Consider the following 15,426-nt stretch of genomic DNA (forward strand, 5'->3'; position numbering starts at 1 on the left):
CGCGGCTCAGCTGGCCATGGCCGCCACGATGCGGGGTAGGAGTACGGCGTTGGCGCTGCCGAGGGACACCCTCACCGGCTGCTGCCTGCCCCGCTCATGGATCCACACCAGGCCGTCCGCGACCTCGACGTCTGTGAGCGAACCCCAATCGGCCTCCATGACCCCGCGCAGCGTGAGCCCGCCGCGGTGCACGCGCATCTCGCCGATGGTGAACGACCCGCCGCGCCGGATCAGGTCGAGACGCTCCGCGAGCAGCCGGGACTCGAGGACGCGCTGCGCGAACTCGACCAGGGCCAGCCACGCTTCAGGAGCCTCTGCTCTCTTACCGCTCTTGCTCCAGATCAGATTTCCCAGGCTCTTGGGTGAGTTCCCGTATCTGCCCACGCCGAACGTGTACGTATTGGTGTACGTGGAGGGGAACAGGAAGCCCAGGTGTTTGGTCCGGGAGACGGGATACCGGACCCACTCGATCTCGTCCCAGGCCAGCGAGTCCCGGCCGTACGTGATTCGGTGCTGGTCGGCGACCACGTGTGTCGTCCAGCCGACCAGACTGTCCACGAAGGGGCGTTCGGGGTCCTCCTGGCGCGGGGCCGCGGATCGCTCATGCGCCGTGCGCGGGGATGCCGTGCGCTGACTGTTCGCCTCGGCATAGGTTCGCAGCCACGCCGGCACCCCGGCCCGCGGGTAGGCGGCGAGGTCGTTGCGGTAGTGCGTGGGGGCGAGCAACTGGGCCTCGGGGAGCGGCTCGTCACCATAGTCGTACTGGGTGGAGACCTGGGCCCGGCCGCCGGGCCCTTTGGTGACGGCGACCATCAGACGCAGCCACGGTCCGGCCGGCATGGCAGCCGCGAGGTGACGCTGGCGGCGTACGAGGAGGGCTATCTGCTCTGGCACTCGTGCCTCCATGGGCCGTTCGTGCTGCCAGAAGCACAGATCGGCCGTCTCGGCAGAGACAGCGCAGGAGAATGCCGCCACCATGCGCTCCCACTGCTGTGGTCCGCACAGCGTCAGCTGGCGGGCGATCTCGTCGGTCAGCGCTGTCACGCGGGCCGCCGTCACGTCCTCAGAAGGGGTGCCGACCACGGTGAAGTCCGTGTTCGCGCCCGGCTGCCCGGACCGGGCATCGAGACGCTCGAACTCCGCCTTGAGGTCGTTCATGAACGCCTCCTCGGCGGGCGGACGTCGTACGAAGGCTTCCTCCGCGGTGAACAGGGCGTCGGCCTGTTCGGGCGGGATCGCGGAGGTGACCTCCTTGATGCGACCCGTGTCGCCGACCATGAACACTGAACGGCCAACGGGCATGTCGAGGAAGGCCATGGGGTCGCTGTCGTCGACGTCGACGGCTGCGTACACGGTCCAGCCCGCAGCGAACTGATCTGCCACCAGGCCCTGGGTCGGGTAGTCCAGGCCGCCGGCGGCGATGTGCTCCTGGACCAGGGCGATGGCGCGCCGTTCGTCGATACGTCCGATCGCACCCGGCTGCGGGGCCCTGCCCAGCGGATGGCTCGGGTCCACCCCGTCCGGGCCCGGATAGTGGTGAGTGAGCTCGAACCACAGGCGCATCTCGTCGGCGGTCACCACGTCGGTCCCGGGGCTCACAGCGTCCCACGTGCCTCCGGGATCGCGGGCGTAGAGCCCGACGGACTCCCCCTGGGAGACGGTCACGTAGTCGCAGGCATGGAGATCCCCGTACGCAGCGACCACGGCGAGCGATGGCGCGGTGGGGCGCCCCTCGCGCGCGATCTCCCTGCCGTCCACGCCCATCGCGGCCAGTACATGGCGGGACATCAGCACCACTCCCTCGCAGACACGGGGCACAACCGTAGCCCAAGGCGATCATCATGACTCGGCTTGGATATCCGCTTATCAGACTTTGGTCCCTCGCATCCGGCAGGAGTGGGCAGAGCGGTTCCGGTCCCTCGAATCAAGGGAGTTGAGCGAACCTTCCCGGGCCCGGCATGCTAGTGCCCTCTTCGAAGAAGGCTGTCCAGAGATGATCGAGGTCCTGGACCGGATTCGGGTTCCCCGCCCGCTGGTCGGGCGGCCCCGGACCAGACCCGATCATGTCAGCGGCGACAAGGCTTACAGTTCCCGCCGCAATCGCCGCTCCCTGCGAAGACGCCGCATCAAGCACACGATCCCCGAGCCGAAGGACCAGCGGGCCAACCGTCGGCGCAGAGGCAGCGTGGGCGGCAGACCTGTCGGCTTCGACCGCGAGCGCTACCGGCGGCGCAACGAGGTCGAGCGGACCATCAACCGACTCAAGAACTCCCGCGCGGTCGCCACCCGTTACGACAAGAGGGCCTACGTCTTCCACGGCACAGTCACGGTTGCAGCGATCCGACTCTGGCTTCGACCTTGAGCGGGCTCACTCTTTCTGGGTCGACGCCCGGGAAAACAGCAGCAGCGCGACAAACAAGACCACGGGATAGACACCCGCGCTCCACGGTTGCGGCACGATCTTCCCGGCCGCAACCGCCACGACTGCGAGCACAACCCAGCTCACCATCAGCCATGGACGCTTGACCAGCGTCCTACCCACGAACGCCCAACGGCTGCGGAAATTATCCCCCATTGATTCCATGGCCAGACGATAGCCCCCGCGGGGAGCAACCATCCAAGATCCGCCGGGCAGTGCCTAGCGCCACGGGCCAGGGGAGCGGGCCTGAGATGGCCTGAGGGTGTGTCAGTGCAGTGGTCTATGGCGTTGTACCTTCTGCGTGGCGTTGCGCTTTTGCCGGGCCGCTGGCGGGCCTGGCGAGAACGGACGTCCGAGCGGAGTCTGCGCGCGGCGCTGGATGTCCGGCTGGTCACCGTCGGCAGGAACTGACCTGCGAGGGTCGCCGTGCTCAGCAACCGGTGGGGCCCCATCGGCGTCTCCTTGACCGGTTCTCCTGGTTGCGGGACCGTCAGAGCGCGCGACTATGCGCAACTTTTTACGATGCCGGGCGAGTTGGGTCGCGTCCTCTCCGCGGGTGTCACTTGCCCGGGTCGGGCGTCCCCGTCATCAGGCGCGCGTGGCGCAGCAGTCGTTCCTCGATCTCCTCGGCCGTCGCCGCCCCGGAGAGGACGTCGATGCCGTATCCGTCCTCCAGGGCCACGAAGGAGCGGGCGAGGAAGTCGGCGGGGGCGGTGAGGCGGAAGTCGCCGGAGGCTGCGCCCTCCTCCAGGACCTGTCGGTACAGGCTGGTCTGCTGGGCGAGGAACGCGGTGTTGCGGGCGGCGGCGGCCTCCACCCGGAAGGCGACGGGCAGCAGCTCGTACAGCAGCCGGCTCGTCGTCTCGGCCTCACCGGGAAACGGGATCCCGGACGCGACGCATGCCGAGAGCCGCTCCCACGCGGTGCCGCACGCCTCCACGGCCTTGCGGCGCCGCAGCACGTAGGTGTCGGTGCCCTGTTCGAAGACGGCGACCAGCAGGTCGTTGATGTCCGGGTAGTAGTACAGCACCGAGGCCGGCGTCAGACCCGCTTGGGCCGCTATGTCGCGCAGTCGTGCGTTCGTCACTCCGCGTTCGATCACGGTCTGTGTCGCGGCCTGCACCAGTTGTGCGCGTCGGGCGGTCTGGTTGCGGGGGCGCGGCATGCGGTCATCCTCTCACGGTGCGGAGCGCGACCTCTTGACGACTCCATGTTCGTTAATCAAACTTCGTTTAACGAATCACGGAAGGCAGTTCCCCATGGCTTCACCCCTCCCTCTCGCGCTCGTCCAGGCGCCCGTGCCCCCGGCCGGGGCCCTCGACGTCTTCGCCTCCGGACTGGAGCGGCTGGCGCGGCAGCGGCAGGCAGTACGCCTGTACGTCTATCCCGAGCTCCACCTCGCCACCGCCGCCCCCGGCGAGGACGGCCCGGCCCCCGAGGAACTGGCCCGACCGCTCGACGGTCCCCTCGACCGGCGGCTCGGCGAGCTCGCCGGGGACCTGGGCGTCTGGCTGGCCCCGGGCAGCCTGTACGAATGGGGTGTGGACGGGAACGTCTACAACACCGCCCCGGTGTACTCGCCCGAGGGCCGCCGGGTCGCCGCGTACCGCAAGATCTGCCCGTGGCGCCCCTACGAGACGGTCACGCCCGGCACCGAGTTCGTGGTCTTCGAGATGGGGGAGTACGGCCGCGTCGGCCTGACCATCTGCTACGACGCCTGGTTCCCGGAGATCACCCGCAACCTCGCCCACCTGGGTGCCGAGCTGATCCTCAACGTCGTCCAGACGCCCACCAACGACCGGGAGCAGGAGACCGTCCTGGCCCGCGCCAACGCCCTCACCAACCAGGTGTTCGTCGCCAGCGTCAACGCTGCCGCCCCCACCGGGGTGGGCCGCAGCCTCCTGGTGGATCCCGAGGGCCGCGTCCGCGCCCACGCCCCCGGCGCCGACGGCTGCGTACTGACCGACGTCATCGACCTCGGCGAGACCGCCCGGGTCCGCCAGTACGGCACCGCCGGGCTCAACCGTCCCTGGCAGCAGTTCCGGCCCGGCGACGCCGCACTCGACCTGCCGCTCTACTCGGGCAGGATTGAACCCAGCACCTGGGGAGCCGGCCACGGCGGCTCACCCCTCACGGAACGGCACGAGGCCTCATGACCACCGCCCCCGAGACCGGGACGACGTCGGGTCACCTGGTGCCCAGGCTCGGCCTGCTGTCCCTCGTCGTCTTCGGCCTCGCGTACATGGCGCCGGCCATCGTGGTGTCGACGTTCGGCGTCATCGCGGGGACCTCCGGCGGCGTGGCGCCCACCGCGTACCTCGTCGCCACCGTGGCCATGACGCTCACGGCGCTCAGCTACGGCAAGCTGGCCCGCGACTTCCCCGCCTCCGGCTCGGTCTACACCTACGCGCGCAAGCTCCTCGGCTCCCGCATCGGCTTCCTCGCCGGCTGGGCCCTGCTGCTCGACTACCTCTTCCTGCCCATGGTCGCCTGGCTGATCCAGGCCCTGTACCTGAACGTGCAGTTCCCGGCGCTGCCGACCTGGGCCTGGCTGGTCGTCGTCATCGCCGTGACCACCGTGGTCAACGCGCTGGGCATCGTGCTGGCCGACCGCGTCAACAAAGTGCTGCTCGGACTGACCAGCCTCGGTCTGCTCGCCCTCGTCGTCGTCTGCGTCCACACCCTGGGCGGCTCCTCCGCCTCCGACGGGGCGCACGCGCTGTGGAACCCGGCGGCCTCCCTGGGCACCGTCACCGCCGCCGCCGCAATCGCCGCTTACTCCTTCCTCGGCTTCGACGCCCTCAGCACCCTCAGCGAGGAGGTGCACGACCCCAAGCGCAACGTCCCCCGCGGCATCCTGCTCACGGTGGTCGTCGGCGGCGGCATCTTCTTCGTCCTCTCGCTGCTGCTGCAGTGGGTGCACCCCGGCGCCGTCTTCAAGGACGAATCCACCGCGGGCTACGAGGTGGCGATCATGGCCGGCGGCAAGGGCTTCGCCAACGTCCTCAACGCCATCACCCTCATCGGCGGCATGGCCTCCTGCGTCGCCATCCAGGCCAGCACCAGCCGGCTGATGTACGTCATGGGGCGCGACGGCGTCCTGCCCCGCCGCACCTTCGGCACTTTGCACCCGCGGCTGCGCACCCCGCTGTTCAACCTGCTGCTCATCGCGGTGATCGGCCTCTTCGCCACCCAGCTCTCGCTGGAGACCGCCACCTCGTTCATCAACTTCGGCGCCTTCCTGGCCTTCACCCTGGTCAACGTCTGCGTCCTCACGGCCTGGACCCGGCACCGACGCTGCGGCAACCACCGGTCCGTGTTCTCCCACGCCGTGCTTCCGGTACTCGGCGCCGCGGCCGACATCTATCTGCTCACCAAGCTCAGCCACACCGCCGTCCTGCTCGGCCTGGCCTGGCTGGTCCTCGGCATCGTCTACCTGTGCGTCCTCACCCGCGGACTGCGCCAGGAGCCGCCGGAGCTCCACCTGGAGGAGACCGCGCACGAGGAGACCCCGGTGACCACACCGGAGTGACCCGACGGCGTACGACCGCACCCCCATGAGGTCCTGGAGCGACCCTCCGGGGCCTCGCCGTGGGCGAGCTGTTGGCTCACCCGCTCCAGTACGCCCGCCCCCGAGACCGGCACGACCGGTGCACGAGGGACACCCTCAACGCCCTCAAGGACGACGGGAAGGTCGGGTGGAGACGTGGCTGGAGTCGAACCACCAGCTGTGGGTGCTCACCGAGCGAGGACACAAGGAGTCGCTGGGGTACGGCTCTCGCTCAATTCCCGGATCGCAACATGGACATGCCGTCATCGCGGCCCGGGCAGCGGCCGGTCCCACGATCGAGCGATCACGAACCGAGGAAGATCCGACTCAACGCCCACTCGGTGGGTATTAAGGGATATTCAGAGGCATTTCATGCCATGCGCATGGGCAATCAAACCAGGCACGGTATGTTGAAACGGCCGGCTTGAATCAACATCAAATGCCCACTCAGGCGTTGAGGATCCAACGGCTCCACGAGCTGCACGAGTCGTTGCTGAGGCACGCCTTGACCCGCACCCGGCTGCCCACGCCGCCGTGGGCGTTCTTGCTGCTGTACTCGTACATCTCCTTGTTGCAGGACCCCTGGGTGCCGGAACCGCCCGACCACGTGCACTCTCCGTTGCGGTAGAGCCCCCAGTTCCCGTTACTGTCCTTGAGCTCGTTCTGCCACTTGGTGACGGCGGAGGAGCCGTCTTTAAATTCGTCGCCGGCGAAAAGGACATCGCCGTACGGCTTGAAGCAGGAACGGGCGGTGGTCCAGAGGTCGTCCTTGGCCACGCAGTAGTAGTCGTTGACCGACGTCGTGTCCTTCACCGCGGTGTCGTACTCCATCGTGGCGGCGGCTGCCGGGTTGCTCATCGCCAGAACGAGCATGCCTGTGGCGGCCATGCCCAATACGGTTCCTGTCGCGCCGCGCATGCGGACGCCTCCCGTCGGGTCGAAGCTGACTGAGCTCCCACCTTGGGGTGGGCGGCGTCTCGGTGGTACCTAGAACGTTTCAGGGTGCCTTGAGTGGCGGCTGTCGGATGCGGGTTCGGTGCTCTTTCATGGGTGGTCGGTTTTGGTGGGGCGGTGTCGGGTGGTGTCTGTGGGCGGTTCCTGGCGGGGTGTCGGTTGTGCGGCAGCGGCAGGGTGCCGACGTGGCGGGGCTGGGGGGTGTGGTGTGTGTGGTCAGGGGTGGTGGGGTGCGGGGTGGGGGTGGGTGGGGGTGTCTGGCGGTCGTGGGTGCGGGCGTGGGTGAGTTGTTTGCGGCCTTGGTCTGTCATGAGTTCGGGGTGCCAGGGTGTGGTGGCGTCGAGTTCGACGGTGATGTTGGTGATGCCGTGGATGGCTCTTACTTTGTGTTCGATTGATTGCATGATGGTGGGGACGGCCATGCAGAAGGGTGCTGTGAGGCTGATGCGGACCGTGGCGTGTCCGTCGGGTGTGAGGGATACCTGGCGGATGAGGCCGAGGTCGGGGAGGCTCATCGGGCGTTGCCAGGACTGGCTGCATGGGTCGTAGACGTTCTGGAGTGCGGTGTGGACCTGTTCGGCCGTGGCCGTGGTGGCTGTGGCGGTCGTCGTGGTGGCTGTGGTGGCCGTGGTGGCTGTGGCGGTCGTCGTGGTGGCTGTGGTGGCTGTGGTGGCTGTGGTGGGTGTGGTGGCTGTGGCTGTGGGTGTGGTGGGTGTGGGTGTGGTGGGTGTGGTCATGAGGTGGTTGTCCACTGTTCGGGGCGCATCTGGCGCCAGTTGTCCCACAGGGGGCGGTTTCCGCCGTGCTGGGTGCGGGCTTTTGCGAATTCGTCGTTCTTGATCTGTTCGGCGGCGTTCTGCAGGTCGATTCCTGCGATGCGTGCGTAGTTGCCGGCCAGGAATGCGGCCCGTTGTTCGGTGGTGATCTGTTCCAGGCCGTAGCGTTCCAGTGTGCGGTCGGGGAAGGTCAGGCGTGCCATTTTTTCCAGGACGGGCTGGGGGTGGAAGTGCAGTGCTCCGGAGGCGTAGATGATTTTTTCGGCGCCGCCGAGGGAGATCATCTGGGCCAGGGCTTCTTCCACGTATCCCATGCCGTGCGCGAGGATTGCGGAGGTGATTTCCAGGTTGGCGTAGACGTTGGGCAGCCGCATCAGTGCCATGGCGACTTCTTCGACGAACGGGGGGAGGCCGGCGTGGACGATCTCGAAGGAGAGGTCGATGTGGCGGATGGCGACTGTTTCGAGGTCGTCGATGCCGAAGGGGCCGAGTGGTACCAGGCCGTTGGGGACGATCTTGTGCAGTGCGATGATTTTGATGCCGAGTTCTTTGGCGAGTTCGAAGAGCGGTGTGAATTCGGGGTCGTCCAGGCGCCAGCTCAGGTCGGGGGAGCCGGCGTTGGGGTATATTTTGATGCCGATCGTGCCGGGTATCTGGGCCACTTGCTCGCGCAGGTCGCGCAGGCATTCCTGGATGCCGGCGGCGGGGTTGATCCCGGCGTACGGCACGATCCGCTGCGGCCATCTCTGGGCCAGTTCCCGGTTCTTCTCGCCGTTGCACAGGCCGTCCTCGAACACGGCGTCGATGCGCAGCCGGTGGTTGACCGCCATGTCGACGTCGGACTCGGTGAACAGGGTCCGTGCGAGCAGTTCGGGCGGCCAGTCGGTGCAGAAGGCCTGGCGGGGTATGGCGGAGCCCTTGGTGGCGAAGCGCTCGTGCATGCCCCAGAGCATTTCGCGCAGGGCGAAGGCGTGCAGGTTGGGGAATTCCCCGTCCTTGCGCAGGTTGTCGTCCGCCACGTTGTAGGGGTGCACGGTGGCGTCAATCACGAACATGTTGTCGATCAACTGGGTCTCCCGTAGGGGCGGTCGGCGGCCGGCTGCCGGTTCCGGCCGGCCGGGGGTGGGGGTGGGGGGAGTGTGCGGCGGCGGCCTTCAGCGGGACTAAAGCGTCCGCCGGGACACTTCGCTCACCGACGGAAGGTGACCTTCGATGTTTTCTGCCCTGGGCTCCGCACTGCACGCACGGCGGCGCGTCGGCCTGTTACTGGCCGGGCTCGCCGCGCTCCTGGCCGCTGTGTTCGGCGGCACGGTGGAGAGCAGACTGACCAACGGGCTGTCCGACTACGACGATCCCGGCGGCGCCAACGTGGAGGCGCGCCGTATCATCCAGCAGGCCACCGGTGTCGACGCCCAGCAGGGGTACGCCGTTTTGGTGCGCACCCGTGAGGCGATCGACCCCGAGGGTCCGCTGCCGGAGTCCGTGGGGGCCGCGGTCGAGCTGCTGGAGGGCCGGCCCGAGATCAGGAACGTGGTCGACTACGCGTCGGCCGCCAATCCGGACCTGATCTCCGACGACTCCCGCAGCACCGTTGTTCTCGGCACTGTCGGGCCCATGGCCGAGAAGGCCACGGTCGACGCCGAGAGGGAGCTGCAGGAGGCGATCGAGGACGATCCGGTCCTGCGCGGCAGCGCCTGGCTCGGCGGCGCGACCCCGGGCCACGTACAGGTCGACAGGGTCTCCACCGAGGACCTCACCAGGGCGGAGGGTCTTGCCCTGCCGTTCATCCTGGTTCTGCTGTTCCTGGTCTTCCGTGGTGTGGTCGCGGCGCTGGTGCCGCTGGCCGGCGCCGTGGTGACCCTGCTGATCACCTTCGCGGGGCTGCGCGTGGCCACCTCGTTCATGAGCGTGTCCTCGGGCTCGCTCAACCTCGCCTTCGCCCTCGGGCTGGGCCTCGCGGTCGACTTCGGGCTGCTGATGGTCTCCCGCTACCGTGAGGAACTGGCCGTCCACGGGCCCGGTGCCGAGGCCGTGCGCCGCACCATGGCGAGCGCGGGCCGTACCGTTTTCTTCAGCGCGCTGACCGTGGCTGCCGCGCTGGCCGCGATCACCGTGTTCCCGCACCCCTATCTGCGCTCGATGGGTCTGGCCGGTGTGATCACGGTGATCGCGGCAGCGCTCTTCGCGCTGCTCGGACTGCCGGCGCTGCTCGCCGTTCTCGGCGCGCGGGTCAACGCCCTGGCGCCGCGCCGCTGGCAGCGCGACGGTGCGGCCCGGGCGCAGGCGGGGCGGCGCTGGCACCGGATCGCCCACGGGGTGATGCGCCGGCCCGTGCTGGTCGCGGTCGCCGCTGCCGGCATCATGCTGCTGGTCGCCGCCCCGGTGACGGGCCTGAAGTTCACCGGCGCCGACCCGTCCGCGCTGCCCGCGTCCACCAGTGCCGGAAAGGTGTCGCGGGCGCTGGAGAGCGACTTCTCCAAGCCGCCCGCCGCGCCGCTGCAGATCGTGCTGGAGACCGCGTCGGCAGACGCCGGCGTCACGGCCTACGCCCGGCGGATCGCGGCAGTCGACGGTGTGGAATCGGTGGCCGCACCGGTCCGGCTGGACGCCCGGCACTACGAGATCGACGCCGTGCTCGGCGGGGCCCCGCTGGGCACCGGCGCCAAGGACGCCGCGCAGCGCGTCATGGACCTCGACGCTCCGGCCCACGCCCGCTACACCGGGACGACCGCCGACTTCCTCGCGCAGAAGGCCAGCATCGGCCGCCACGTACCGCTCGCCGCGGGGACCCTCGCGGTGATCACGCTGCTCCTGCTGTTCGCGTTCACCGGCTCCGTCCTGCTGCCGCTGAAGGCGCTGGTGATGAACACCCTGTCCACGGCGGCCGCGCTCGGCTTCCTGGTCTGGGTGTTCCAGCACGGCAACCTGGGCTTCGCCGCCCAGAACGGCATCGAGGCGACCAGCCCGGTGCTCGTCTTCGCGCTCGCCTTCGGCCTGTCCACCGACTACAACGTCTTCCTGCTCGGCCGCATCAAGGAGGGCAGGCAGGCCGGCCTCGACGATCGCGCCGCGGTGGCCGAGGGGCTGGCGCGCACCGGTCCCGTGGTCACCTCGGCGGCGGCCCTGTTCTGCCTGGCGCTGGGCGCGCTCGCGCTGTCCCGCCTGGTGTTCGTGCAGGAGCTGGGGCTCGGCACCGCGTTCGCCGTGCTGATCGACGCGACGCTGGTCCGGGCCCTGCTGGTGCCCTCCCTCATGGCGCTGCTCGGCGGCGCCAACTGGTGGGCCCCCGGCCCGCTGCGCCGCATGCACACGCGTCTCGGGCTCGACCGGCTGGAGACGGAACCCGCCGGCCCGGCGGCCCCCGCCCCGGCTCCCGGTGAGCGTCCGCAGAAGGAGGAGCCGCTCGACCGGCGGCCGGCCGTGCGGTCGACCTGACCGGTGCGTGCCGCCCGCCGGCCCGGGCCCCGCACACCCTGCGGGCCCGGGCCGGCGTGTGCCGGGGCGGGTGCGGGAGGCCGCACCCCGACACCCTGCGGGCGTGTGCCGGGGCGGGTGCGGGAGGCCGCACCCCGCACACCCTGCGGGCCCGGGCCGGCGTGTGCCGGGGCGGGTGCGGGAGGCCACCCCCCATTTACGCTACGCCGGTTGCGTAAATGGGGGGTTCCTGCCTACACTGGATTACGGAACAGCAGTATCGGAATGTGTGATGGGCAGCCCGTTCCCGGCCGTGAGGAGCATCCTGTGACCACCCCCGCACGCAGGGGCCGGCCCCGCAGTGAGGGCGCCGACGGGCGGATCCTGCGGGCCGCCCAGGAGCTGCTGACCGAGCGGGGATACGACGGGTTCGCCGTGGACGAGGTGGCCGCCCGTGCCGCTGTGGCGAAGACGACGCTCTACCGCCGGTGGCCCACCAAGGACCATCTGCTCGTCGCGCTCGTCGCGCGGATCCAGGACGAGGTGGAGGTCACCGACAGCGGCGACCTCCGGCGCGATCTGGCCGGCTACCTCGCAGCCGTCGCGGCCGGTCTCGAGCGGATGCGCCGTGTGGGCCGGGGCGCGGCGGGGGAGGGCGACCGGTCGGCCGGGGTCGTCGCCGAACTGGTGGCGGCCGCCGCCCGGCACCCGGACGTGGGTGACGCCGTACGCGCTCTGTTCGCCCGGCGCAACGCACTGCCGCTCGGTCTGCTCGACCGTGCCCGCGAACGCGGTGAGCTGCCCCCTTCCGCCTCGTCCGGGGTGCTCTTCGACCAGCTGGCCGGAGCGCTCTACTACCGGCTTTTGATCACCGGGGCGCCGATCGGCACCGACTATGTCGGGGAACTCGTCGACCAGGTGCTGAACGGGGCGGGTGCCGTCTTTCGACCAGAGAGGACCTGACCGTGTCCGTCACCTCTTCCGCCTCCGCCGGCCCGCCGGCCGCGTCCCCCGCGCCGGCGCCGTACGCCCCGTGGCGGGGCGTCCCGCGCCGGCGGCGCCGCAGCCGGATCCTGTCGGTGCTGGCCGGGTTCGTGGCCGTGCTGGGGGGATACGCGGTGTGGGCCCACACCCATCCGGTCCGGCTGACCGCGTCCGTCGAGATCGAGGCCACCCCCGGGCAGGTGTGGGCGGTGCTCACCGACTTCGGTGCCTACCCGCGGTGGAACCCCTTCGTGACCGAGGCCGCCGTCACCTCCGGCGGCGGCCTGCGGGCCGGCGCGACGATGCGCAACCGCCTGGAACAAAAGGGTGAGACCAGCACGTTCACGCCGACCGTGCTGGAGGCGAGCGCCGGCCGTGAACTGCGCTGGCTGGGCAGGGTCGGGCCGGGCTGGATCGCCGACGGCGAGCACCGCTTCGTCATCGAGCGCACCGCACGGGGCACGGTCCGCCTCACGCAGAGCGAGAAGCTCTCCGGCGTGGCGGTGCCCTTCGTCGCCGGCAGTCTCAGGACCGACACCCTGTCCCAGTTCCGGGCGATGAACGGTGCGCTGAAGGAGCGGGTCGAGCGGCTCGCCGCACGCTGATCCCGGCAGCCGGTCCACCTGCGGGAGGTGTCACCAGGCCACCGGCAGGGAGGCGATGCCGTGCACCAGCATGCCCTCGGGGCGGCGCAGTTCCTCCTCCGCGACGGCCAGGCGCAAGGTCGGGAAGCGCTTGATCAGCGAGCCGATGGCGATCTGCAGTTCGGCGCGGGCCAGGCCCGAGCCGATGCAGTAGTGGGTGCCGTGGCTGAAGGCGAAGTGCGGGTTGACCGGGCGGTCGAAGTCGATGGCGTCGGGGTTCTCGTACTGGCGCGCGTCCCGGTTGGCGGAACTGAGGCCCGGCAGGACGGCGCTGCCCCTGGGGATCGTCAGGCCGCCCAGCTCGACGTCCTCCAGGGTGATCCGCAGCAGCGCCTCGTTGCCCGGAGGGTGGAGCCGCAGCAGTTCCTCCACCGCGGAGTTGATCAGGTCCGGTTCCTTGCGCAGCCGTTCCAGCTGTTCGGGGTGGGTCAGCAGGGCGAGCATGCTGTTGGCGATCTGGTTGACCGTGGTCTCGTGGCCGGCCACCAGCAGGCTGATGCCGAGGAAGATCAGCTCCTCCTCCTGGAGCCGGTCGCCGTCCTCGTCGTGGATCGAGACCAGCGCGGACAGCAGGTCGTCACCGGGGTTCTCGCGCTTGGCCGCCACCAGCCGCGCCAGATACGTGCGCAGGGCGAGCTGCGAGGCGAGCATCTCCTGCCCGGACACGGAGGTGGTGGCCAGGAACACCCGGGACCAGGCGGCGAAGTCGTCGCGGTCCTCGAAGGGGACGCCGAGCAGTTCGCAGATGACGGTGACCGGAAGCCGGAAGGCCAGCGCGGGCACCAGGTCGACCGGCGGTTCCAGCCGGGCCATGGCGTCCAGCAGGGCGTCGGTGTGCTCCTGGATGCGGGGGCGCAGCGCGGCCACCCGCCGGGCGGTGAACTCGCGGGAGACCAGCTTGCGCACCCGGGTGTGCTCCGGGGGGTCCATGTTGAGCAGGCTCTTGAAGTTCTGCGGTGCCGCGGCGAGCCGGGGCGCGCCGGGCTCCAGCGTGGCCGCCCGGCTGAACCGGGGGTCCGACAGGGCGGTGCGCACGTCCTCGTAGCGGGTGAGCAGGAACGCCTGGTCGCCGCTGGGCATCCGGACCCGCGCGACCGGGTTCTCCTCGCGCAGGTGCGCGTACATCGGGCACTGGGCGAGCCCGGGCGGCTGCTCGAAGGGGTAGGCGACGGGGGCGGGGTTGTCCGCCTGCGCGGCGTCGGGCGCTTCGGGGCTGAGGGTCATCGGGGAGTCCTGTCCTTCGCGTTCGTCGAGGTCTGCAGGCGGGGCGCGCGGGGCGGACCGGCACCGGCCGGCGCCGTCGGCACCGGGGCGACGCCGAAGGGGCGGACCCGGTCCGCCTCCTGGAGCGGGTAGTAGATGCCGGAGAGGATCCGCCGCTTGACCGGGGCGCTGGCATTCACCAGGCGGTACGCGGCCCGGCGCAGCAGCACCGGCAGCGCTCCGGACAGGGCGAACGCCCGTTCCTGGCGCAGCTGCAGGGCCCTGGCCCGGGCCACCGGCGCCTCACGCTCCTCCTGGAAGCGGCGGGCCGCCCGGCCCAGCGCGGCCGTCGTGTCCTGCTCGCGCAGGGCCGGGGCCACCAGGCGGGCCAGCACCACCGCGTCCGTGATGGCGTGGTTGACGCCCTGGCCGAGCACTGGCGTCAGGGTGTGCGCGGCGTCGCCGATGAGCACCAGACCCGGCCGTGACCAGCGGGGGACCACCGTGGTGAAGATGTCCAGCATGGACGTGTCCGACCACTTGGTGACCGCCGTGCGCACCTGGTCGGAGATCTCCGGCGCCAGCTCGTCCATCCGCGCGTGCAGCGCGCCCACGCCCTGCGCGCGCAGCTCCTTCAGGCCGCCCTTGGGGATGTTGAAGCCGACCCGGACCAGGTCGGGGACCGTGGGGATGAACAGCCCGTGCCGGGCGCCGCGGATGCGCACACGGTAGGTGTGGCCGTCCCACACGTCGGGCCGGGGCACCTTGAACCAGACGAAGTCCCGCTCCAGGGGCTGCTTCTCGTAGCGCAGGCCCGACATTTCCCGGACCTTGCTGAACCGGCCGTCCGCCGCCACCGTCAGCGCCGCCGAGATCTCGAACCCGCCGTCGGGGCCCTTGCAGCGCACGCCGGTCACCGTCGGGCCGTCGCGCAGCAGCGCGCCGGCGGTGGTGCGGCGCAGCAGCCGGAAGCCGGGCAGCTGCTCGCCCTGGGCGGCCAGCGCCTCAAGGAGCGGCGGCTGCGGCAGCTCCACCGGGAACGGGCACGGCCGGTCGTAGTCGGCGAAGTCCGCGCGCAGCACGGTCCGCCCCTGGTCGGTGATCTCCATCCGGCGGGTCTGCAGCGTCTGCTCGCGCAGCCCCTGCAGGATCCCCATCCGTTCCAGGAGCCAGACGGAGTCGGGTGAGACGGACTCGCCGCGAAACGACCGGTCGAAGCGCGCGCTCTGCTCCACGACGACGACGGACACGGACCTCCTGGCCAGCTCCAGGGCGAGGGCGAGTCCCGCGGGCCCTCCTCCCACCACACAGACCTGTGCTCGTACCGCCCCTGCCATCGCTGCTGCCTCTCCACGGACGGATGTGATGGTCACCGGGAGACTGCGGGGCCCGGCTAAAGCGCCGCTTGCGGTCGGCGGGACGAGGACACCGCGACACGATTTACGAAACGCGCGTTGCGTAATCGCGGGGGACGCCCCTGTC

12 protein-coding genes and 1 pseudogene are annotated in these 15,426 nt (G+C 70.2%); 6 read left to right on the plus strand and 7 right to left on the minus strand.

The annotated features are described in order from the left end of the window. Positions 1-6 precede the first annotated feature (6 nt). Positions 7-1,788 (minus strand): hypothetical protein, encoded by a 1,782-nt coding sequence (locus C4J65_RS35465; RefSeq protein WP_115746794.1) that lies wholly within the window; start codon positions 1,786-1,788, stop codon positions 7-9. 214 nt (positions 1,789-2,002) lie between these two features. Between C4J65_RS35465 and C4J65_RS35470 the strand changes: the two are divergent. Then, positions 2,003-2,362: pseudogene (locus tag C4J65_RS35470) on the plus strand (transposase); the annotation flags it as partial. A 6-nt stretch (positions 2,363-2,368) separates the two neighbouring features. On the opposite strand, the gene C4J65_RS35475 reads toward C4J65_RS35470, so the two are convergent. Together C4J65_RS35475 and C4J65_RS35480 are read right to left on the minus strand one after the other, a co-directional pair. Beyond that, positions 2,369-2,584 (minus strand): hypothetical protein, encoded by a 216-nt coding sequence (locus tag C4J65_RS35475; protein ID WP_162833508.1) that lies wholly within the window; start codon positions 2,582-2,584, stop codon positions 2,369-2,371. A 394-nt stretch (positions 2,585-2,978) separates the two neighbouring features. Continuing rightward, positions 2,979-3,584, minus strand: coding sequence for a TetR/AcrR family transcriptional regulator (locus C4J65_RS35480; protein WP_115746144.1), 606 nt, complete (start codon positions 3,582-3,584; stop codon positions 2,979-2,981). A gap of 94 nt (positions 3,585-3,678) precedes the next feature. On the opposite strand from C4J65_RS35480, the gene C4J65_RS35485 reads away from it, so the two are divergent. Together C4J65_RS35485 and C4J65_RS35490 are read left to right on the plus strand one after the other, a co-directional pair. Beyond that, entirely contained in the window at positions 3,679-4,575 is an 897-nt protein-coding gene (locus tag C4J65_RS35485) for a carbon-nitrogen hydrolase family protein (RefSeq protein ID WP_115746145.1), read from the plus strand. Next, positions 4,572-5,951 carry an APC family permease gene (locus C4J65_RS35490; RefSeq protein WP_115746146.1) on the plus strand — a complete coding sequence of 460 codons (1,380 nt, stop codon included), beginning with the start codon at positions 4,572-4,574 and terminating at the stop codon, positions 5,949-5,951. The genes C4J65_RS35485 and C4J65_RS35490 overlap by 4 nt, the downstream gene beginning before the upstream one ends. 465 nt (positions 5,952-6,416) lie before the next feature. On the opposite strand, the gene C4J65_RS36450 is transcribed toward C4J65_RS35490, so the two are convergent. Both C4J65_RS36450 and C4J65_RS35505 read right to left on the minus strand, forming a co-directional pair. Further along, entirely contained in the window at positions 6,417-6,857 is a 441-nt protein-coding gene (locus tag C4J65_RS36450; RefSeq protein ID WP_205351118.1) for a hypothetical protein, read from the minus strand. Between the two features lie 799 nt (positions 6,858-7,656). After that, a complete protein-coding gene (locus C4J65_RS35505) occupies positions 7,657-8,766 on the minus strand; it encodes an amidohydrolase family protein (RefSeq protein ID WP_115746148.1) in 1,110 nt (369 codons plus the stop codon). A gap of 145 nt (positions 8,767-8,911) precedes the next feature. Between C4J65_RS35505 and C4J65_RS35510 the strand changes: the two genes are divergently transcribed. The 3 genes from C4J65_RS35510 to C4J65_RS35520 all read left to right on the plus strand — a co-directional run bounded on the left by C4J65_RS35510 (position 8,912) and on the right by C4J65_RS35520 (position 12,702). Then, positions 8,912-11,134 carry an MMPL family transporter gene (locus C4J65_RS35510; RefSeq protein WP_115746149.1) on the plus strand — a complete coding sequence of 741 codons (2,223 nt, stop codon included), beginning with the start codon at positions 8,912-8,914 and terminating at the stop codon, positions 11,132-11,134. Between the two features lie 306 nt (positions 11,135-11,440). Beyond that, entirely contained in the window at positions 11,441-12,076 is a 636-nt protein-coding gene (locus C4J65_RS35515) for a TetR/AcrR family transcriptional regulator (RefSeq protein WP_162833509.1), read from the plus strand. Between the two features lie 2 nt (positions 12,077-12,078). Beyond that, positions 12,079-12,702, plus strand: a complete 624-nt coding sequence (locus tag C4J65_RS35520; RefSeq protein WP_115746151.1) for an SRPBCC domain-containing protein — start codon at positions 12,079-12,081, stop codon at positions 12,700-12,702. A 30-nt stretch (positions 12,703-12,732) separates the two neighbouring features. Here C4J65_RS35520 and C4J65_RS35525 read toward each other — a convergent pair whose 3' ends face one another. Beyond that, entirely contained in the window at positions 12,733-13,965 is a 1,233-nt protein-coding gene (locus C4J65_RS35525; RefSeq protein ID WP_115746152.1) for a cytochrome P450, read from the minus strand. Then, positions 13,962-15,281 (minus strand): FAD-dependent oxidoreductase, encoded by a 1,320-nt coding sequence (locus C4J65_RS35530; protein WP_115746153.1) that lies wholly within the window; start codon positions 15,279-15,281, stop codon positions 13,962-13,964. Before C4J65_RS35530 ends, C4J65_RS35525 begins: the two co-directional genes overlap by 4 nt. Between the last annotated feature and the right edge of the window lie 145 nt (positions 15,282-15,426).

The organism is Streptomyces sp. CB09001, assembly GCF_003369795.1.
Lineage (GTDB): Bacteria > Actinomycetota > Actinomycetes > Streptomycetales > Streptomycetaceae > Streptomyces.